This is a genomic window from Rummeliibacillus stabekisii (assembly GCF_007988965.1).
GTDB classification, from domain to species: domain Bacteria; phylum Bacillota; class Bacilli; order Bacillales_A; family Planococcaceae; genus Rummeliibacillus; species Rummeliibacillus stabekisii.
The window spans coordinates 271,298-291,911 of sequence record NZ_BJVD01000001.1 but is presented as its reverse complement, the minus strand read 5'-3'; the positions used below and the strand labels follow the sequence as shown (position 1 = coordinate 291,911).

Here is a 20,614-nt window from a genome sequence, read left to right as displayed (position 1 = left end):
AATTTTGTTACAATAAAAGTATTGTTGTCATTACTATTCTTATATATAGTTTATTTTAGTTAGTAAAGGAATGAAAATAGAATAATGGGGAGCAAACATAAATATAAACAGAGAGAAGCAGAAACGCCGCCTTCTTTCATGCAAATTTTAGCGCAGACAGTAAAAACAGGGATAATTAAGTCGAATTTAATTCCAATGGTTGCCGGTTTAACGCTCGCGCTATATACGTATAAAATTAATCCATTTGATCATTGGCTTCGTATAGTTTCAGCAATCATTGGCTCTGCTTTAGTTATTGCTGCAGCAGGGGCCTTTAACAATATCTACGATAGGGATATAGATGCTATAATGCAACGCACCCAAAAACGGCCAACAGTGACTGGAGATATTAGAATCGGTACAGTGTGGTTTATTGCTATTGGATCAACGATTGTTGGGTTGCTCGCGCTTTATTTGGCGACACCGCTTGCAGCATTGCTAGGCTTTACGGGAATTTTCTTTTATGTATTCCCTTATACTATTTGGACGAAACGCTATACAGTCTATAATACAGAAGTCGGTAGCATCTCAGGAGCTATGCCTCCGTTAATTGGTTGGGCAGCAATCCATCCAAACATTATGCATCCGGCTATTCTTGGTTTATTTGTAATCACTTTAATTTGGCAAATGCCGCACTTCTATGCAATTGCAATTCGTAAACAAGACGATTACAGTGCTGCTGGGGTTCCTATGCTTCCTGTAGCAAAAGGTATGAAACGCACATATATAACAACAAATATTTATTTAATTCTTCTCACAGCAAGCTGCTTTTTGCTTGGAACTCTAAGCAAGGGTTTAATGCTAGTAGCTTTATTACTAAGCATAGCTTGGCTTGTTATGAATATTTATGGGTATCATAAAAAAGATCCTAAAAAATGGGCAACTTTACTATTTGTTTATTCACTTCTTCATATGACGATCCTATTTTCAACGGTTATTATATACTCTATAGTTGGACTGTATTTAAAATTCCATTAAAAAACGGCAATGCCTAATTCGGCTTGCCGTTTTTTTGCTGTGTACAAGGATGTAATATTTTGAAAAACAATTGACAAAATTATTGTTTCTTTTTATAGTTTAACAGATGAATAGTTAAATTGTTGAACTAAATAGCGAGGTGAACAGATTGGCTTATGACAATATCCAAGAGCTTATTGACCAATATATCAAAACTTCTTTCCAAGTGAATCGAATGGGGGAGGCACTTGTTAAAGACCAGCTGAGTAAAGAATTGACGAATGACCAGCATTATACCCTTCGATTTATATTTCAGCATGACCGCTGTACATCAACAGATCTAGCAGAAGCTTTTCATGTCAATAAAAGTGCCATTACGGCAATTATTACGCGCTTGACGGATAAGGGACTAATTGAGAGAACTCGAGATGAGAACGATCGGAGAGTGGTATATTTATCTCTAACAGAAAAAGGCAAGGAGCTCTACCTTGAAACAGAAGAAAAAATTCATCAGCTAGTTAAGCATTTCATTACAAAGTTTGATAGGAAAGAAATTGAGAGCTTTATGCATACATATGAAAAGCTTTCCCATATTTTAATTAATATGAATAATAAAGAAGGTGTAAAAGAATGAAGGCAATCATAAAAGCAAGATGGTTTGTCATCATTGCATGGATAGCAATTGCAGCTGTATTAATGATGACAGCACCAAATATGGCCAATCTTGTAAAAGAGAAAGGTAGTATTGATGTTCCGGGCAATTATTCTTCTTCCATGGCAAAGCGTATGCTAGATGATATGCAAGACAATGATAAATCACAAGTAGCACTTGTATTTCATAATAAGAAAAAAATGTCCGCAGAGGACACAAAAGAAGTAAAACAAGCTATTCAGAAGCTAGAAAAGGATAAGAAACAACTGGGTATCACTGATATAACTACTCATTTTGATGAAAAAGCTTTAAAAGATCAACTCGTTTCAAAAGATGGGAAAACAATCATGGCTTCACTGTCCATGGAAGTTGGTGACCGGAACCCTCAAAAGGTAATGAAAGCACTCTATAAAGAACTAAATAGTGTGAAAATAGAACATTACTATACGAGCAGCTGGATGATCGATGAAGACCTTAATACAAATTCACAAGAAGGTTTAAAGAAAACAGAGGGCATCACAGTTGTATTTATTCTAGCTGTATTGCTATTAGTTTTCAGATCTATCATTACACCATTAATACCGCTGATTACAGTAGGATTTAGTTATTTAGTTTCGCAATCAATCGTTTCATTCCTTGTTGATAAATGGGATTTCCCAATTTCTCAATATACACAAATTTTCCTAGTAGCAGTCTTGTTTGGTATCGGGACGGATTACTGTATTTTGCTTTTTAGCCGTTTTAAAGAAGAACTTGCTGAAAAAGAGAGCGTTGCAGAGGCAATAGTTGCAACATATAAAACTGCAGGAAAGACGGTGTTCTTTAGTGGCCTTGCCGTAATGATAGGTTTTGCAGCAATTGGGCTATCAACATTCAAGCTGTATCAATCTGCAGCGGCTGTTGCTATTGGTGTAGCTATTCTTTTGCTTGCTCTCGCTACAGTCGTCCCATTCTTTATGGCGGTCATGGGGAAAAAGATTTTCTGGCCATCCAAAGGAAAACTTGAACACAAGGATAGTAAATTCTGGGGGATTGTCGGGCGCTTTGCATTAACACGACCGTTAATTGCTCTATTAATAGTAGGAGCTGTATCTATTCCGTTTTTAGTAGCTTATGATGGCGATCTTTCTTATAATTCACTGAATGAAGCTGGTGATGATGTACCTTCAATTAAAGCATTTGATATTATAGCAGACAGCTTTGGTCCAGGCCAATCTATGCCAACTCAAATTGTTATTAAAAATGATGAAGCAATGGATTCTGCGGAGTATTTGGGATTAGCAGAAAAAATCAGTAAAGAAGTAGCTAAAAATGATGATGTTGACTTTGTTCGATCTGTTACACGTCCAACAGGAGAAAAAATAAAAGATTTAGCAGTTGCAAACCAAGCTGAAGGTTTGAAAGAGGGCGTGGGGAAAAGCAACGAAGGCATCAAAAAAATCAGCGACGGCTTGAAATCTGCAGGTGGAGAGTTATCAAAGTCTGGTCCGCAATTGAAAAAAGCCACAGATGGTATTGATGGTCTTATCAATGGTACAGACCAATTAAAAAATGGTATGGGTCAAGTTCAAACAGGTTTAACAAGGATTGAGAAGGGCATCCGAGACGGATCAATGGGTGCAGGCGAGATTAATAAAGGGCTTGAGGATATCAAAAATAATTTGGTTGCTATGTCTGATGGGAGCAAAAAGCTTCTAACGGGCTATCAACAAAGTGCACAGAGTTTATCAAAATTGAAAGAAGGCTATCAAGCAATAGGGAACAATCTTTCTAAACTAGCACAAACTATGGGAGCATTAAACCCATCATTTACTAATTTAGAGAAGGGAAATCCAGATTTAAATCAAAATAAAGATTACCTTACAATAAAACAAACAGTGTCTACTGTACAGCAGAGTACGACAGCAATAGCCGGAAGTCTTGGAAAATTAACTGGCGGCTTGGGGCAAGTACAAACTGGTCTAAATCAAGCTAATGCTAATTTAGAACCAATGGCAAATGGTCAAAAGCAAATGGCAGAGGGGCTTGGAAAACTTATCCAAGCAGTAAGTTCACTTCAAAGTGGTTTAAACCAAGCTGCAAATGGTCAAAACCAAATTATTGGGAATATGTCTACTTTTGAAGGTGGGCTTTCTAATTTGAAAAATGGCCAACAACAATTATTAAATGGATTTTCAAATTTAGGCGGACAGATGAGTCAATTGACAGATGGTCTAAATAAAAGTGCTACTGGTTTAAATAAAGTCCATAAAGGGCTCAAAGGGGCTCAAGGTTATTTAGATGGGTTGGCCTCATCGCCGGATGATATGGCAGGCGTATATATACCAGAAGAAACGATTCACAGTAAAGAGTTTGAACCATCTCTTAATGCCTATATGTCAAAAGACCGCAAAACTATGACATTGGATGTTGTCTTTAAAGAAAATCCTTATTCAAACGAAGCGATTGCGCAAATTGATCCTATTAAAAAAGCAGTGGACAATGCTACAAAAGATACAAAGCTTGAAAATGCTAAAGTGGCAGTAGGAGGTATTACAAGCACCTATAACGATATGGGCAAAATGTCAGATGCGGACTATACGAGGACGGTCATTCTTATGCTTTCTGGTATTGCATTAATCCTTCTTTTATTACTAAGATCGATTATTATGCCGCTCTATTTGATTGCTTCATTAATCCTAACTTACTATACTTCAATGGCTATTACAGAATCTATATTCGTGAATTTGCTTGGCTATGACGGTATTAGCTGGGCAGTCCCATTCTTCGCATTTGTAATTTTAATTGCGCTCGGCATTGATTACAGTATCTTCTTAATGGACCGATTCAATGAATACAAAGATCGATCAGTAGGTGAAGCAATGCTAGAGTCCATGCGCAAAATGGGTACTGTCATCATCTCTGCGGCCGTTATTCTTGGAGGTACGTTTGCTGCTATGATGCCAGCGGGTGTTCTATCATTGCTAGAAATAGCAACGGTTATCTTAATTGGCCTAGTATTGTATGCACTAGTGATTTTACCGTTGTTTATTCCAGTGCTTGCTAAAACATTTGGAAAAGCTAACTGGTGGCCGTTTATAAAAAAATAGGACTAAATCTCTGATTCTTTCTCTAATAAAATAAGATCTGGTTGGATACAGAATTGAGCAGAATTCTGTATCCAATTTTTTTATTCAATAATAAAGGTTAAAGTCTTAAAAATAATCAACAAGAATTATATACCCTTCATATGATAGTTAGAGTAGTAGGTTTTTATTTTAGTTTTGAGGGAGGGGGAATATGTATTTACTCTTGCTTGTCGTGCTGATTATTATCATTCTGATTCTCATTTTGCTCAACAAGCAAAATAGAATGTTAGTTATCTTTCTGGCCGCTGTACTTGTTCTTTTAATTATTGAAATTATTGCGGTTATAAATGATATTATTCAGAATTTCCCTTCATAGTTAATGAGAAAATTGAGATAGAAAAAAGCAGGGAAATGACTCCCTGCTTTTTTCTTTTATAAAATTCTTCGTATGCGGAAGAATTCATTAAATAATACGGCTGATTGTGTAAATGGCAAGCCAAGATGCCATGATCCAATTCCTCTTAATCGTTTGTCAACAATCATTTGTAGTTTTTGAGCAAGTGCCCTTGCATCTTCAAACCATACCCTATGCTCAGCACCAGTTGCATCCCAATAAGTAAAGAACGGTTGCTGGTACTCTCTTGAATAGGAGATAGGTACATTATGTCGCATAGCCGTTTTGATTGCCTCAGCCACTGATACAGCTTTTGCACTGACTACTTGGCCGTTTGCAACAGTCCAATCATAGCCATATCTAGGGACGCCTAAGAGAATTTTTCTTGCCCCGATTGTTTGAATCGCATAATTTACCGTTTTTCTTACTTCTTGAATAGGAGCTACAGGACCAGGATCACTACCAAGCTCATGCCAGTCGTAAGCCATCAAGAATACAAAATCAACAGCTGCTCCAATTCCCCTATAATCATATCCTCTTCTCCAAGGCGGATCGTTTTCTTCTGTTTTAAACGGTAAAGCAACAGATAGTGAAAACCCACCTGGTTGAATGCGAGTGCGAAGTTCTCTTAAAAAAGTTGTAAAGTTATCACGCTGTGAAGCAGGGATTTGTTCAAAATCTATATTGACACCTGAATAATTTTTGTTTCGGAGTAGGTTATAAATATTTGTAATCAAACGCTGTCTAACTGTGGCATTTGATAATATAGTGACGGTCAAATTTGGATCAAATCCTGTGCTTGTTAGGTTTGTAACCACTGCTATAGGTGCAACAAAATTGTCACGGGACATATTAACGATGCCTTGATCGTTCAGCTCGCTCAAGCTGCCATCAGCTAGAACGTGGTGTTCGAAAATGCCATAATAGGTGTTCAGTGGTGCATATGTTTGTGTAATTAATTGATTACTTTCAGGAGTGGAAACGGTAATATAGCCAAAACTATAGGCGCTGTATTTTTCTCTTGGAGGTAGATACAATGTTTGCCCGACTGATAGTTCATTAGACTGAAGTCCATTATAAGCTTTTATTCGATCAGCTGAGACCATCGCCATTTGGGAAATTGTAAAAAGTGAATCTCCAGGTTGTACTACATACTGGTCTGTTGGAATCAATAAATCTTGGCCCGGAACAATTGTATCAGTCGATAATCCATTGATAGTTCTTATACTATCCATGGTTACTTGATATTTTCTGGCGATAGAAAAAATAGACTCTCCAGTTTTTACAACATAAATAAACAAATAACCCCCACCTTCTCTTTCATTCTCATATACAACATATGCGAAAAGAAAAAATTTGCGAAAGTTTTATTGTAAAAGCAAGGGTTTAGGGTACTAATAGCGAATAAATATAAAAAGAACCTAGAAGGCAGGTGAAAAAGCAACTATCCTTAAAGGTGTAATTGCTGAAATAAATGATAATACTTATCTATCTTTTGAGTTCTTATTTAATAGGAAGTATCATGGCAGCATGGTTTATCGGCAAATGGTATGGTGTATCACTGGCTAATCTAAACAGCGGTAATTTAGGAGCAAGGAATGCTGGCAGAACATTGGGGAAGCTTGCGTTCCTTTATACTTTTATAGGAGATGCAGCTAAAGCTGCTGTAACAGCCATGATAGGTCATATACTATTGCTTGATGAGTTTGTAATTGCTTGTGGTGTATGTCTATGTATTTTAGGGCATCTTTTTCCAGTTTGGCTCCATTTTAAAGGTGGGAAAGGGGTAGCAGCATTGATTGGTGGTGTGGCCGTATTGAATCCAATGCTTTTAATGATATTGGCTACTTCTACTGCTATCGCTCTGCCATTTTTCAAAAACCTTACAAGGGGAATGATTTTTGGTTTTGTGGCTTGCAGTTTGGTTATTCTCACCTTCCATATACCTGTCTATACACCGTTATTGTTGAGCTTTTTGCTCATTACATATAAGCACCGCAAAAATCTTAGGGAAAGAGTGAGCTAATCATGTATTATTGCAAAATAGCACGAACAGATAAAGAATTCGATGAAATTGCACGGTTTAATTATCAAACTTTTGTAGAAGAAATCGCTCAGCATTCGCCAAATGAAGATGGAAAATTACAAGATCGCTTTCATAATGAAAATACATATATATTAGTATATCGAAATAACGATATTGTAGGTATGCTCGCTTTTCGGGATCAACGTCCATTTTCATTAGATGAGAAAATAGGGAATGTGGAAGATTATTTAGATAGCAGTGACTATGAAAAACTTTGTGAAATTCGCTTATTAGCAGTGAAAAAACAATTTAGGAACGGCCGTGTATTCAGACAGTTAGCAAAAGCTATTTATACGTACGTATATGAAAGAAATTATTCTGGAGCTATAATTTCAGGTTTTACAAAGGAAGAGAAGCTGTATAAGCACTTAGGTTTTACACCTTTTGGTTCTGAAGTCGGAACATCACAAGCGAAATTTATTCCTATGATTTTAACTCGAAAAAATTGTGCTCAAATGGCTGAAAAAATTCGTTTAAAGCAACATTATTTTTATCCTGGTCCAGTTTTACAAACAAGCACTTTGACCAATACTAGCTTGTCTCATAGGTCGGGGAATTTTAAGAATCTTTATCAAGAGTTATTGGATCGGCTTTTACAAGAAGCACAAGCGAAATTTGTTACAACAATTGTCGGTTCTGGAACATTAGCAAATGAAGCAATGCTTGGACAAATGAAAGCTGACTTCCAACAACAAAAGGGTATCATTCTTTCAAATGGAGAATTTGGAGAACGTCTCATCAGGCAAGCAAGACACTGGGATTTACAGTTTCATAGTTGTTTATATCAATGGGGTGAGACATTTCAACTAGCGGAAATTGAAGAAATGTTTAAAACAGGTGAGTATCGGTGGATAGCCCTTGTACATGGTGAGACATCTACAGGTGAATGCAATAATCTCCAAGCAATCACGAGATTAGCGGAACAATACCAAGTAAAGGTATGTGTAGATTGTATTAGCACATTTGGTGCTTTAGCTTTTTCAATGAGAGGGCTCTATATGGCATCTGCTGTCAGCGGGAAAGCACTCGGAGCATTAAGTGGCCTTTCCTTTGTATTTTTAAATCAAGTACCACAAACTAACAATGCGCCACTTTATTTAAATTTAGCACATTATTTTTACCATCCAATCCCATTTACAATTCCAGCATTCCTCGTATCTAATACAGTCGAGGCATTAAAGGAATATCCAGAACGATATAAAATATTGAAGAATCGCTTAGATAGTGTAGAGGATTCCAGTATATCTCGTTATAAAATATGTGTTTCTTCAAATTATCCGACCATTATGTCTTTTGTTTTTCCTAATTCTCTTCAAAACTTTTGTGATGATGCTAAATTAAACGGATTCTTTTTACATGGTGAAAGTGTATACTTGAAGGAGAAGCATATCTTTCAAATCTCCACCATAGGACCAGATTTTGAAGTAGCTTTTGAAAATTTTATTCAATTTTTTGATCAATATATAAATACTTCGTTAGTTCTACAAACAAGTGATTAAAAAAAGTTAAACAAATTGTAATACCACAATCAATTTTATTTTTCATTTATCAGATCCATACATGCTGCCGGGCGGTCGCCAAGAATCCCTACTCCTTTCATTCATATATTATGGTATGAAGAAAGGAGGGATTGGATTGGCTATGACACCCTTTAATGGCGAAGAATATAAGAATGTTACAGATGTACCCCCTCCGCCGCTCATTAAAGCAGTGCAGACAACAATGGGGCCGCCTCCATTTAAGCCAAATGCTACAAAAGCATTAACACAAGATGAAGTACCAGTTGAATCACCTATGGAGCAGCAACAACAAACTCAAGGCCAAAAACCGTGGCTTCCATTGTTCAAAAAATTTTAAACAGCGGAAGATACTTAGTTCTTAATATTAGTAATAGAAGCTCAAATAAGGGGTAAGGCTATGTGAGTATGGAATTCTTGCGTAGCCTTTTACTATGTAAATAAAAAGGAGAACAATCCCCAAATGAATACAGAAAAATTGAAACAGCTAATTGAAATAAAAGAATACCAAACTATCCTTAACAATATTTCACAAATAGAATTGAAAGAATGCTCACTTAATGAGTTAAAAGAGATATTAGCATTTTTCAAAGAGGAAGGTCTCGATAACAACTACATATTGCTCTTCCGACAGTTCAAGCAACTGACTGTATACGATAGAAAATATTGTGAAATTATACATCGTGATTTTCTTTTATTGTTAGAGGCATTTCTTGAGCAAAAAATAACTGAAACAAACAGCTATTGGAATGCAAAAGAATTACAGGAAGCAAATCATCTATATCAAAAAGCCATGAAAGGAGACTCTGTATCACAATTATTACTTGGTCAAATCTATAAAACTATTGGCCATGATGATTGGGCATTTGTATGGTATGAACAAGCTGCAGCTGCAGGAAATCTGGATGCGATCTATTGGCTAGGCAATTTTTATTATGATGGAGTGGTTGTAAGAGAAGACTGGGAGAAGGCATACCTTGCTTATAAAGAAGCGGCTTTAAAAGGACATGCTGATGCAATGAATAACTATGCAGATATGTATTTACGAGGAGAGTTTGTTGAAAAAGATGAACAGCGCGCATTTGAACTTTTTTCAATTGCTGCAGATAGAGGCGTTGCAGAGGCGATGTATACGCTTGGTTATATGTACGAAAATGGGGTGGGTGTCGATCTAGATAAAACCAAATCGCACCATTGGTTTACACAATCAGCGCTAGCAGGGGATGTATTTGCTGCTAATCGTCTAGGACATGAGGCATTTCAAAATGGCGATGGGGTAGAAGCGATGCGCTGGTATCAGCTTGCGGCAGATCAACAAGATGTAGATGGGGAGTTCAATCTTGGTTTTTGCTACGAAGCAGGGATTGGTACACAAGTTAATTTTAAGAAAGCAAAATATTGGTACCAAAAAGCAGCCTTACAAGGAGATCAAGAAGCAAGAGAAAAACTAAAGCTCTTATAAGAAGTTGAGTGAATGTAATATATATCCTTTTATAGAATATGATTATAAAATTTGGATTTTTGTTTACAAAATTCGATGTAATGATATATAATTTTATTAATATTTCAATATATTAGAATATTCTATAAAAAGGAGGCGTTACGATGAAGTTGGCTAGAAATATTTTAATCGCGTTAATTGTCGGCGCAGTTGTCGGTTTAGTGATGAATTTTGCAGCACCATCCATTTTCCCTAAAGTTGATCAGTATTTCTTTTCCCCACTTGGAACGATCTTCATTAATTTAATTAAAATGCTTGTTGTTCCACTTGTATTCTTTTCTATTGCACTCGGGACGGCAAATATTGGTGATCCAAAGAAACTTGGGAAAATTGGCGTAAAGGCAATTGTCTTTTTCTTAACGACAACGGCGATTGCTATTATTATTGCAATTGTGTTGGCTTCAGTTATAAAACCAGGAACTGTCGGAACTTTTGCAACAGATGGGCTTCAATACGAAACAAATGAAGCTCCTGCAGTAACTGATACATTATTAAACATTATTCCTTCAAATCCTGTTCTAGCATTTGTGGAAGCCAATATGCTTCAAATCATATTCTTCTCTGTTTTTATCGGTATTGCCCTGGCGTTCTTAGGCGACCGGGTAAAGACTGCATGGAAGGTTATCGATGAAGGTAATGAAATCATGATGTACTTAGTGACTTTAGTGATGAAATTTGCTCCGTTCGGTACTTTTGGCCTGATTGCGTCGGCCATTGGTAAACAAGGATTTGATGCAATTAAAGCAATGGGCCTTTATATGATTGTTGTTATTTTAGGGTTGATTGTGCACTTTATTTTCGTCTATGGTGGAGCGGTAAAATTTATGGCGAAGAGGAATCCGATTCAATTTGTCAAAGATTTTTTCCCAGCAATGACTGTCGCATTTAGTACATCAAGTAGTGGAGCCACTTTGCCGCTTGCAATGGATATTGCACAGAAGAAATTAGGTGTACCTAAATCGATTTCAAGTTTTGTTCAGCCACTTGGAGCAACTGTCAATATGGACGGAACTGCTATTATGCAAGGAGTAGCAACTGTCTTTATCGCACAAGTATTCGGGGTGGAATTAACAATTATGCAATTAGCTACTGTTGTTATCATTGCAGTTTTGGCAAGTATTGGTACAGCTGCTGTTCCTGGAGCAGGCTTAATTATGTTGGCAATGGTGTTAAATGCAGTTTCATTGCCGGTAGAGGGGATTGCTCTCATTATTGGTATTGACCGAATTCTAGATATGGCCCGTACAGCTGTAAACGTCACAGGAGATGCCGTGTGCGCAATGTACGTTGCTAATACAGAAAGTAATTTAGTAGAAGAGAGTGCTGTAAATGAAACTCAATTGCAGCAAGCTCAATAAAAATGGTAGTTTTTAAGATTAGCCATTCTCAAAATCAATTTTAAAAGTGAAGAATTCCTTCTAAGATTGGTAATCGCATCGACAGCGGAGTACTAAATTAAGTTCTCTATTATGATTGGATTTAATTATAATAAAATAAAAAGAAAAACCGAGCATATGTGAATTTTTATCACATGAAGCTCGGTTTTTTATTTTGGTTTTTCTTCTTTAAATTATTTAGTCGCTTCTAAATCTTTAATTCCTTGATAGATGCATTCATATAATTCTTCAATATTTTCTTCCTCAATGCATGAGAATGCAACGCGCAAATCTGTTTCGCTAAGTGCGATTGTGCCTACACCATAGCGGTCTAACAAATGTAAGCGGAGTGTATCCGCATCAACAGATTTTAAATTCAAGCACATGAAATAGCCAGAATTGAATGGATAGTAATCCCATACAGCGTTAAATTTGCTATTATTTAAGACTTCCTTCACACGGTTGGCGCGGGCTTTCATGATATCAAATTTCTCTTGTTTTTGCGCTTCAAATTCTGGACTTTGTAATGCATGAAGCAAGAATGTTTGAGAAGGGTGCGAACCGCTTGAAATTGTTGCACGGATGATCCCCATTGTTTTATCTTCTAAAGCAGCTAGGATTGCTTCGCTTTTATTTCCGTAAGTGATAAAACCAACTCGGAATCCCCAAATGTATTCTTCTTTTGTAGCGCCATCTACTTTAATTGCTAGGACGCGTTCATGCAAATTGCTCAATGCACCAAATAAAGACTCATGTAAAGAATCCTCAAAGAAAAGGGAGAAGTATGCGTCATCTGTAACAACTACAACATTGATACCAGCATCTGCTGCTTTATGGATAGCATCCACAATCGCATCGCCTTCATCTTTTAGAGGTGTATAGCCTGTTGGATTGTTTGGGAAATTCAATAAGACAATGGCTTTGCCTTTCTCTTTTTGCGCCATAATCGCATCGTACAATCCATCTGCATTAAATTTATTTTCGTTATTATATAAAGGGTAAGTGACAGTATTTGTATGGCGTCGAATACCAAATACCATATCATAGTTTTCCCAGTTTTTATCAGGGATAATAAGCGCATCGCCTTGATCTGCAAATAAATCAGCAACAGTGCTCAAACCATGTGTCAATGCATTCGTCACAATTGGATTACCAAAGGATTTACCTTCTAATGAAGGATTTTCCACTAGCATTTTTTTACGCCATTCTGCACGAAGTTGAGGTTTGCCAGCAGGTGGGGCATAAGGATAAAGGTCAGAAGGCTTATAAGCGGATAAAGTTTCTTGAATTACGTTTAAATGCATCGGCTGTCCATTCTCAAGAGCAGTTCCGATAGTCGCATTAAATTTATGAGCCTTTTTCCCAGCTTCGGCTGATTGGCTTAGGATTCCTTCTTTTGGATAGTATAATGCTTTTCCTAGATCCGATAGCATCTCAAATACAAATGGATTTTCTGATTGAATTTTTTCATTTAATTCTTTTGCTAAACTATGCAAAATTGATCGCCTCTTTTTCTCTATGCTAACGATATTATACATGATTTTATGATGAAAAGGATGGGGTATAGCCAATAATATTGTTATTACTTGAATTTTTTTAAAAAGATAAACCTCGCTAGTCTATTTAAAATAAAAACAAAAAGGAGCTAACAGAAATTGAAGAAATTAAAGAGAAAAAAAGCAAAGACATGATAGAGCAATGCTCCTCATATTTTTGCTTTTTAATTTTATTGATTAGTTTTAAATTTAGCTAATGCTGTTTGTAAATCTTCTGCCATTTCACTAAGAGTCTTGGCTGAAGAAGAGATTTCTTCCATAAAGACAGATTGCTGCTCTGCCGCGCTTGCAATGCCTTTAGTATGTTCAAAGGTATTGCGGGTTACTGATGAAATATCATTCATAGCAGCTGAAACTTCTTCTGTGCCGGCAGAAATTTCTTCTGCTGCAGCTGAAACTTCAGAAACTTGGTCCGCTATAGTTTGGAATGCATTTGTCATCTGTTTAAATGAACTTCCCGCTGTATTAAGAATAGCAGAGCCTTCATCGACATCTCCTACGCCTTTATTCATTAACTTGGCAGCAGCCGCTGTAGACGATTGCACTTTTTGAATGATAGCAGCGATATGAGAGGAGAATTCCTGTGATTCTGCAGATAATTTTTTCACCTCTGCAGCCACTACTGCAAATCCTTTACCGTGTTCGCCTGCTCGAGCGGCTTCTATTGAAGCATTTAAAGATAACAATTGTGTTTGTGAGGCAATATTGGTGATACCTGATACCATTTCATCAATATTTTTCGAATACACTTCTAACTTTTGGATCTCGCTTGAAGCATCACCAACTGAGTTTCTAATTTGTTCCATTTGGTCCATGGCATGTTGGATATTATTATAGCCTTCTGTTGCTTCATTTGCTGACATGTTTGTCTGTTCAGAAACATTTGTTGTTGACTCTGCAACTCGCTGAACGCCGTTAGCCATTTCTTCCATTGAGTAGGATGTTTGGTCTGCACCCTCAATTTGTTGTTCAGAACCTTTTACAATTTGCTGAGTCGAAGAAGCTACTTCATTTGAAAACTTCACGGTTTCATCTGAGATAGCAGTCAATTCTTCTGATGAAGCGGCTAATTGTCCCACAGAGTCGTTCACTTGATTAATAGTGTCAGCAAATGAATCAATCATAAGATTAATATCTGTTGCCATTTGTCCAAGCTCATCGCTTGATTGTACTTTCAATCTAGGTGTCAAATCTCCAGTTGCTAGCACTTTAATAACTTTGGACATATACGGTATTGATTGAAGCATTTTTTTAGAAAGCAAATAGACTATTAATATAAGAAGCAAGCCGCCGATTGCAAAGAATAAAATCATCTTTTTAACATACTCATCTAGACTAGCAAGTGCTATTTTTTGAGGTATAGACGTACCTACTGACCAGCCTGTAGCTGGTACCTGGGAGTAACCGACATATTGTTTCTGGCCTTTAACTGAAGCTAATTGTAGACCTTCTTTTCCAGTTACCATTTTTTGTCCGATTTTACCCATATCGCCTGTTAAATCAGACAATTTCTTTTCTAAGATTAATTTTTTATCAGGATGATACAAAATGGTTCCATTATTATCTAGTAAAAATGAATAGCCACCTTTACCTAGTTTATATGACTGCATAATTCCAGGTAGATCATCTAAAAACAAATCAATTGCAACAAATCCTAACGTTTTATTGCCATCTTTTATTTGTTTAATGGCACTTAAAATAACCTTGCCAAACACTTGGTCCATATAAGGTTCAGTAAAATAAACATCATCATCTGCTAAAGCAGGCTGATACCACGGCCGAGTTTTAATATCAAAACTCTTATCCTGCAATAAATTGTTGTTCCCTATTAAGAAGTTCCCATCGATACTGGCAACCCATACCATAGCAATAGACTCATCAGCTTTAGGTATCCTGTCAAGTGATTGCATAACCGTTTTATAATGAGAATCTGTTCTAGCCTCGTTACGTGAATGAGTAGTATGTAAATAGTCCGTAATTTCTTGGTTTGCAGCAATTTGCCGGACAATCGCTTGTTTTTCAGAAAACATGCTATTAACGGACTCTGCAGTGGCATTACTTTTTGTTGAAAGTTCTTCTTCAATATCGTGTATAAGAAGAGATTTCGTATAGGTATAATTCATCACGCCAGTTACTGAAAAAACAATGATGATGGCAACTAGCAGTGAAAGTGACAATTTGGTTGAAATACTTTTTTTCAGCCATGAAAGCGCTAACTTGCTTTTTTTCAATTTTATCTCCTGCCTTAGTAAAATTTTTCTGTAATGTAGTTATTAAACAACTTTATTACTATAAACTAGATTGATAAATGTAGTCAATACTACTAATTCGATTTTTATCGACAATTCTTTAGTTAAAGAAAATAGATTAGGCATTCAGGCTAAAGAATTACTTTTTAATACACTATTTAGTGGAATCAAACAGCTCATATGTGAAAAAATCCTCGCTATGATATGATAAAAGTAAGCAAAAATATTTAAATAGAAGGGCCGTTATTTTATGAATTCAACAATCAATACCTTACTGGCTGAACAGGGTGAAAATGTTTTAAAAAGCATGAAGGAATTAAAACGTCTCGCCAAGAAAAAAGGAAAAGCTAGATTTGATGCGTTTGAAAAATTTTGTGCGAACCAACATTCTTTTGGCGTATATACATTTACTGATCCAACTATACAAGAGATGGGTGAAATTAAGGCTTTCCAAGAGAATATGGAAGCTTTTAGAGATACCTTCCAGGTAGTTAGTACAAACTTTGATGAAACAATGGATATTTCTTTAGTAGATTCTATTTATGAAGCAACCTTCACTTCTTATAATGAGATGGTGATTGAATTTAATTTGTTGGATCGCAGACTAGATGCCAAAAGATTTTAGAAAAGGTGGTTGAAGAATGCCAATTCATAATGTTTTGGAGCCAATTATCGACCAAGATACCCGTATGCTGATCCTTGGTTCTATGCCCAGCCAACAATCGCTTACCAAGCAGCAATATTATGGCAATCCCCGCAACCATTTTTGGCCAATTATAGGTGAAATTCTAGGTTCTGATATTCCAAATGACTATCAACTGAAAATCCAACTTCTTATTCAGCACAGGATTGGCTTGTGGGACACTATACAATCCTGTGAACGGCAGGGAAGCCTTGATTCTACGATTAAAGAGATTGTTCCGAATGATTTTAGTAAAATACTTCGAATATATCCATCTATTCGCTTGATCTTATTTAATGGAGGAAAGTCTTTTGATGTATTTAAAAAGTATATTGGTTTAGATTTTTTAAAAGATGTAGATGTTGATTTTGCTAAAATGCCTTCTACTAGTCCAATACCTGGAAAGAACATCAAATCATTCAATGAAAAGATAGAAGAGTGGCGGATAATAGAAAGGTATATATTATGAACCAGTGAGAATAATTCACTGGTTTTTTTGTATGGCATAATACTAGAAGAGTATTTTTTACACTATAAAAATCATACGCAATGTTTTTAATGACATAATTATCTGAATATTGTAAAATAAATGGTATATTAAAAGATAATGAGGTGTAGGACGATGAATGTACCATTAGTGCTTACAGATTTTTTAGATCGTGCAGTGGAATTATATGGTGAGAAAAAAGCAATTATAGATGAAAATAGAGAGCTTACATACCATGAGCTGAATGGTCGGGTAAACCGATTGTCACGAGGGATACATTCAATGGGAGTTAAAAAAGGCGATCATGTTGCTTATTTAGCTTCAAATACAATTGAAATGTATGAAGGTTTTTATGCCATTTATCAATTGGGAGCAGTCATGGTACCTCTTAATATTCGACTGAAACCTGAAGACTATCTATTTATCCTAAATCATAGTGAATCAAAAATATTGTTTGTTGATCAAGATTTTTATCATTTAATTTTACCTATTAAAGATAAACTAGAAACAGTAGAGCATATTGTAGTTCATTATAAAGAGAATGGAACATCCGAACTTGGTTATGATGAGTGGCTTACTGGTTTTAGTGAAGCTCCTTTTCCAAGAGAGACGCTTGAAGAAAATGACGTAGCAAGCCTCTTATATACAAGTGGAACAACAGGAGATCCAAAGGGTGTGATGCTAACACATAGAAACAATTATTTACATGCAATTACAACAATGCACCATTTACGAGTGACAGATGAAGATGTGCTCCTTCATGTTTTACCAATGTTCCATGTGAATGGATGGGGGTCACCATTTTATTATACAGCCAATGGAGCAACCCAAATATTTTTACGAAAATCTTCTCCAAAAGCAATTTTTGATGAAATAGCTGAACACAATGTCTCCGTTGTCCATATGGCTCCTACCGTATTAAACAGTTTAATTCAATATTTCGATGAAGAACAGCCTGAACGGTCTGATAAACTTCGTGTAGTAATAGCGGGTTCTGCTCCTCCAGTAGCATTTGTAGAAACAGTAGAAAAGGAAATCGGATGGGAATTTGTCCAAGTATATGGCATGACAGAATCCTCTCCACTAAGTACAATTTCACGTATATTACCTCAATATGAGCATCTACCAAAAGAGGTAAAGTATGAATTAAAGGCGAAAGCCGGAACACCCATGATTGGCACAAAAGTAAAAGTTGTAGATGAACTAGGTGAAGAAGTGCCACACGATGGGGAAACAGTCGGAGAAGTCATTGTTCGAGGCAATGGTGTAATGAAAGGATATTGGAAAAATGAACAAGCTACTCTTCAAACAGTCAAAGATGGTTGGCTGCATACAGGAGATGTAGGCCATATAAATGAAATGGGCTATTTAACTATTACGGATCGTAAAAAAGATATCATTATAAGCGGTGGAGAAAATATTTCATCTATAGAAGTAGAAGGTGTCTTGTATGATCATCCAGATATCCTTGAAGCAGCTGTAATCGCTGTTCCGCATGAAAAATGGGGAGAGACTCCACATGCATACATTGTTTTACGGAAAGACAGCACATTAACAGAGTCTGAGGTAATTGAGTTCTCTCGATCCAAATTAGCGCATTTTAAAGCAATAACAAGTGTTACATTTATTGAGGAATTACCTAAAACGGCTTCTGGCAAAATACAAAAAGTGCATTTGCGCACTAATTATTCAGATAGCACTCATATTCATAAATGATGGTAAGAAGAGTTCACTTTCTATTAAAGTGAACTCTTCTTAAATAATTAGATTTACATTTTTTTCTTATAATTCATTTTTTTATAAGGGTAGCATATAAAGGTAGTGATTGCTCAATTATAAAAGGAGGTTTTTAGATGAATAAAGAAGAAGTGGATAGCAAAATACAAAAAGTTAAAGATAAGATTTCAAGCTCTCAGCAAAAAAAGCAAGCAGATTTTATTTTACGTAACGCAAAAGTAGCGGATGTGTTTAACCTTGTTTGGCGAAAGGCTGACATTGTAGTGAAAAATGAAATGATTGTAGCGATTGATGAAGAGGGGGAATTTGAAGCATTAGAAGAGGAAGATGCGAAAGGCCAACATGTTATTCCTGGGTTGATAGACACTCATATCCATATAGAATCCACTTTACTGCCCCCTTCTGAGTTTAGCCGTGTAATCTTACCATTTGGCGTTACGACTGCTATTACAGATCCCCACGAAATTGCAAATGTTGCAGGTACACTTGGGGTTCAATATATGCTTTTAAGTGCACGTCAGGCAGAAATGGATATATATACAATGGTCCCTTCCAGTGTCCCTGCTGCTTCCTTTGAACATGCAGGCGCTAAACTAGATGCAGAAGCTGTTGGGTTGTTTATGAATGAATATGATGTGCTTGGATTAGCTGAAGTAATGGATTATGAAGCTTTTTTTAAGATGGAAGATGACATCCTAAAAAAGATTGTGGAAACAAAGAACCTTGGAAAACTTGTAGATGGTCATGCAGCTGAATTGACGAAGACTCAAATTCGAGGCTATCGGGCGGCTGGCATACATACTGATCATGAAAGTATTTCAGCAAAAGAAGCAAGGATTCGGGTACAACAAGGGATGTATGTTCTTATGAGAGAAGGGTCTGCTGCTAAAAATGTTTTGGCTATTTTACCCGCTGTTACCGCAACTAATGCTAGGCGATTTTGCTTTTGTACCGATGATAAGCATGTTGATGAACTAATGAAAGAAGGCAGTATTAATCATGCTGTATCAATTGCGATTGAAGCAGGAATGGCACCGTTGTTAGCAATACAAATTGCTACGTTGAATGCGGCTGAATGCTATAAGCTACATAAAAAAGGTGCATTAGCAGAGGGATATCTAGCAGATTTTGTTCTTTTAAAGGATTTGAAAAAATGCGAATCTCAAGCTGTATGGAAAAACGGGAAAAAAGTCGCTGAAAATGGAAAAATGCTAACCGAGAGAAAGAAAAGAATCCCTGTACCTCATTCAATTTTACACTCCGTTAAACTGCCACTCGTGAAAAAAGAAGATTTGGCGATACCACTTAACCCGAACGAGCAAGTACACATAATTGAAATTATCCCAAATGAATTAGAGACTAAATTAAAAGTAGAAAAAGTCCCTGTGAAAAATAATGAATTTAATCCTTCACCTAAAGACGATTTATTAAAATTAGCGGTCATTGAACGCCATCATAATCTAAATTGCATAGGAAAGGGAATTGTAAAGGGAATGGGGATAAAAAGAGGAGCCATTGCTACAACATTTGCACATGATTCTCATAACTTGATAGTATGTGGAACGAACGATGAAGATATGTTGCTAGCTATAGATGAAATAAATAAGATACAAGGCGGCTATGCGATTACAGCAGATGGTGAAGTGTTGAGTTCAATCCCACTACCTATCGGTGGATTAATGTCAGATCTAGAAGCAAAAGCAGTGGTTGAACAAATGAGAGAGCTTCATAAGGCACTTGGAAAAATAGATACAAACCTATCATTTCATTTGTTTATTACACTATCGTTTCTAGCCCTCCCTGCCATTCCAGCTATAAGACTGACTGATCAAGGATTATTTAATACGAAAGAGTTCAAATTCATTCCTTTAAACCACAAATAAACTATGTAAAGCAGATTCCTTTAGAAGGAATCTGCTGTTAAGCTTTACAAGAACAACCGAACTAAATAGAGAAGGATAGATAATGCGATTAGCACAATCCCTATCCAAACAAGGACAACTGAGCCAAATATTAGCCCGATGAAGAATAAGAGCAGCCCTATATTAAATAGGTAAAACTGCCATCTTTCTAATTCCTTCGATTTGCAATTTTTACGCTGATAAGAGTAACCGATTGCCACATTGGAAAGCCATCCGAGTACAAGCAGATGTGCATATATTACCCAATTATAAGTATCGGTTGCATACATGTAGATCCCATATCCTACGCTAATTGCAAAGTAGATGGATGCTATTCTCAACCAACTTGAAATCATATATTTTCACCTCCTATTCCTTCTATGTATAGTATGCTTGTTCATTGTTCGGAGGT

General features: G+C 36.3%; 16 protein-coding genes. 12 read left to right on the top strand and 4 right to left on the bottom strand.

Annotated elements, in window-relative coordinates; all coding sequences use genetic code 11:
• Positions 1–84 precede the first annotated feature (84 nt).
• The 3 genes from cyoE (at position 85) to RST01_RS01400 (ending at position 4,737) form a co-directional block, all read left to right on the top strand.
• Positions 85–1,017, top strand: coding sequence for a heme o synthase (gene cyoE, locus RST01_RS01410; RefSeq protein ID WP_147193553.1), 933 nt, complete (start codon positions 85–87; stop codon positions 1,015–1,017).
• A 148-nt stretch (positions 1,018–1,165) separates the two neighbouring features.
• Complete coding sequence (locus RST01_RS01405; protein ID WP_147193552.1) at positions 1,166–1,630, top strand: MarR family winged helix-turn-helix transcriptional regulator; 465 nt, start codon at positions 1,166–1,168, stop codon at positions 1,628–1,630.
• Positions 1,627–4,737 carry an MMPL family transporter gene (locus RST01_RS01400; protein WP_147193551.1) on the top strand — a complete coding sequence of 1,037 codons (3,111 nt, stop codon included), beginning with the start codon at positions 1,627–1,629 and terminating at the stop codon, positions 4,735–4,737. The genes RST01_RS01405 and RST01_RS01400 overlap by 4 nt, the downstream gene beginning before the upstream one ends.
• A 411-nt stretch (positions 4,738–5,148) precedes the next feature.
• Here RST01_RS01400 and RST01_RS01395 read toward each other — a convergent pair whose 3' ends face one another.
• Complete coding sequence (locus tag RST01_RS01395; protein ID WP_147193550.1) at positions 5,149–6,411, bottom strand: glycosyl hydrolase family 18 protein; 1,263 nt, start codon at positions 6,409–6,411, stop codon at positions 5,149–5,151.
• Positions 6,412–6,584: 173 nt separating this feature from the next.
• On the opposite strand from RST01_RS01395, the gene RST01_RS01390 reads away from it, so the two are divergent.
• From RST01_RS01390 to RST01_RS01370, 5 genes are all read left to right on the top strand, one after another.
• Positions 6,585–7,136: a glycerol-3-phosphate acyltransferase gene (locus tag RST01_RS01390; protein WP_147193549.1), complete on the top strand. Its 552-nt coding sequence runs from the start codon at positions 6,585–6,587 to the stop codon at positions 7,134–7,136.
• A 2-nt stretch (positions 7,137–7,138) separates the two neighbouring features.
• Positions 7,139–8,695, top strand: coding sequence for an aminotransferase class V-fold PLP-dependent enzyme (locus RST01_RS01385; protein WP_147193548.1), 1,557 nt, complete (start codon positions 7,139–7,141; stop codon positions 8,693–8,695).
• Between the two features lie 136 nt (positions 8,696–8,831).
• On the top strand, positions 8,832–9,053 hold the full coding sequence (locus RST01_RS01380) for a hypothetical protein (protein WP_147193547.1): 222 nt from the start codon (positions 8,832–8,834) through the stop codon (positions 9,051–9,053).
• Between the two features lie 123 nt (positions 9,054–9,176).
• Positions 9,177–10,175 (top strand): tetratricopeptide repeat protein, encoded by a 999-nt coding sequence (locus RST01_RS01375; RefSeq protein WP_147193546.1) that lies wholly within the window; start codon positions 9,177–9,179, stop codon positions 10,173–10,175.
• Between the two features lie 143 nt (positions 10,176–10,318).
• Positions 10,319–11,572, top strand: coding sequence for a dicarboxylate/amino acid:cation symporter (locus RST01_RS01370; protein WP_147193545.1), 1,254 nt, complete (start codon positions 10,319–10,321; stop codon positions 11,570–11,572).
• A 212-nt stretch (positions 11,573–11,784) separates the two neighbouring features.
• On the opposite strand, the gene RST01_RS01365 is transcribed toward RST01_RS01370, so the two are convergent.
• Positions 11,785–13,086, bottom strand: coding sequence for an aminotransferase class I/II-fold pyridoxal phosphate-dependent enzyme (locus RST01_RS01365; protein WP_147193544.1), 1,302 nt, complete (start codon positions 13,084–13,086; stop codon positions 11,785–11,787).
• A gap of 230 nt (positions 13,087–13,316) precedes the next feature.
• Positions 13,317–15,377, bottom strand: a complete 2,061-nt coding sequence (locus tag RST01_RS01360; protein ID WP_147193543.1) for a methyl-accepting chemotaxis protein — start codon at positions 15,375–15,377, stop codon at positions 13,317–13,319.
• Positions 15,378–15,645: 268 nt separating this feature from the next.
• Here RST01_RS01360 and RST01_RS01355 point away from each other — a divergent pair, with 268 nt between their 5' ends.
• The 4 genes from RST01_RS01355 (at position 15,646) to ade (ending at position 20,184) form a co-directional block, all read left to right on the top strand.
• The gene (locus tag RST01_RS01355; RefSeq protein ID WP_147193542.1) at positions 15,646–16,020 is read left to right on the top strand and encodes a hypothetical protein; all 375 of its coding nucleotides are present in this window, start codon (positions 15,646–15,648) and stop codon (positions 16,018–16,020) included.
• Positions 16,021–16,036: 16 nt separating this feature from the next.
• The gene (locus RST01_RS01350; protein ID WP_147193541.1) at positions 16,037–16,546 is read left to right on the top strand and encodes a DNA-deoxyinosine glycosylase; all 510 of its coding nucleotides are present in this window, start codon (positions 16,037–16,039) and stop codon (positions 16,544–16,546) included.
• A gap of 153 nt (positions 16,547–16,699) precedes the next feature.
• Positions 16,700–18,280, top strand: a complete 1,581-nt coding sequence (locus RST01_RS01345; protein WP_147193540.1) for a long-chain-fatty-acid--CoA ligase — start codon at positions 16,700–16,702, stop codon at positions 18,278–18,280.
• 137 nt (positions 18,281–18,417) lie between these two features.
• Positions 18,418–20,184: an adenine deaminase gene (gene ade / locus RST01_RS01340; protein WP_147193539.1), complete on the top strand. Its 1,767-nt coding sequence runs from the start codon at positions 18,418–18,420 to the stop codon at positions 20,182–20,184.
• 44 nt (positions 20,185–20,228) lie between these two features.
• Here ade and RST01_RS01335 read toward each other — a convergent pair whose 3' ends face one another.
• On the bottom strand, positions 20,229–20,558 hold the full coding sequence (locus tag RST01_RS01335) for a zinc metallopeptidase (RefSeq protein WP_147193538.1): 330 nt from the start codon (positions 20,556–20,558) through the stop codon (positions 20,229–20,231).
• Positions 20,559–20,614: the final 56 nt, after the last annotated feature.

What these genes read in the sequence shown, in the direction of transcription:
- cyoE (WP_147193553.1), top strand. Translation starts at nt 85, where the DNA reads ATGGGGAGCAAACATAAATATAAACAGAGAGAAGCAGAAACGCCGCCT.
- RST01_RS01400 (WP_147193551.1), top strand. Translation starts at nt 1,627, where the DNA reads ATGAAGGCAATCATAAAAGCAAGATGGTTTGTCATCATTGCATGGATA.
- RST01_RS01390 (WP_147193549.1), top strand. Translation starts at nt 6,585, where the DNA reads ATGATAATACTTATCTATCTTTTGAGTTCTTATTTAATAGGAAGTATC.
- RST01_RS01385 (WP_147193548.1), top strand. Translation starts at nt 7,139, where the DNA reads ATGTATTATTGCAAAATAGCACGAACAGATAAAGAATTCGATGAAATT.
- RST01_RS01375 (WP_147193546.1), top strand. Translation starts at nt 9,177, where the DNA reads ATGAATACAGAAAAATTGAAACAGCTAATTGAAATAAAAGAATACCAA.
- RST01_RS01370 (WP_147193545.1), top strand. Translation starts at nt 10,319, where the DNA reads ATGAAGTTGGCTAGAAATATTTTAATCGCGTTAATTGTCGGCGCAGTT.
- RST01_RS01355 (WP_147193542.1), top strand. Translation starts at nt 15,646, where the DNA reads ATGAATTCAACAATCAATACCTTACTGGCTGAACAGGGTGAAAATGTT.
- RST01_RS01350 (WP_147193541.1), top strand. Translation starts at nt 16,037, where the DNA reads ATGCCAATTCATAATGTTTTGGAGCCAATTATCGACCAAGATACCCGT.
- RST01_RS01345 (WP_147193540.1), top strand. Translation starts at nt 16,700, where the DNA reads ATGAATGTACCATTAGTGCTTACAGATTTTTTAGATCGTGCAGTGGAA.
- ade (WP_147193539.1), top strand. Translation starts at nt 18,418, where the DNA reads ATGAATAAAGAAGAAGTGGATAGCAAAATACAAAAAGTTAAAGATAAG.
- RST01_RS01335 (WP_147193538.1), bottom strand. Translation starts at nt 20,558, where the DNA reads ATGATTTCAAGTTGGTTGAGAATAGCATCCATCTACTTTGCAATTAGC.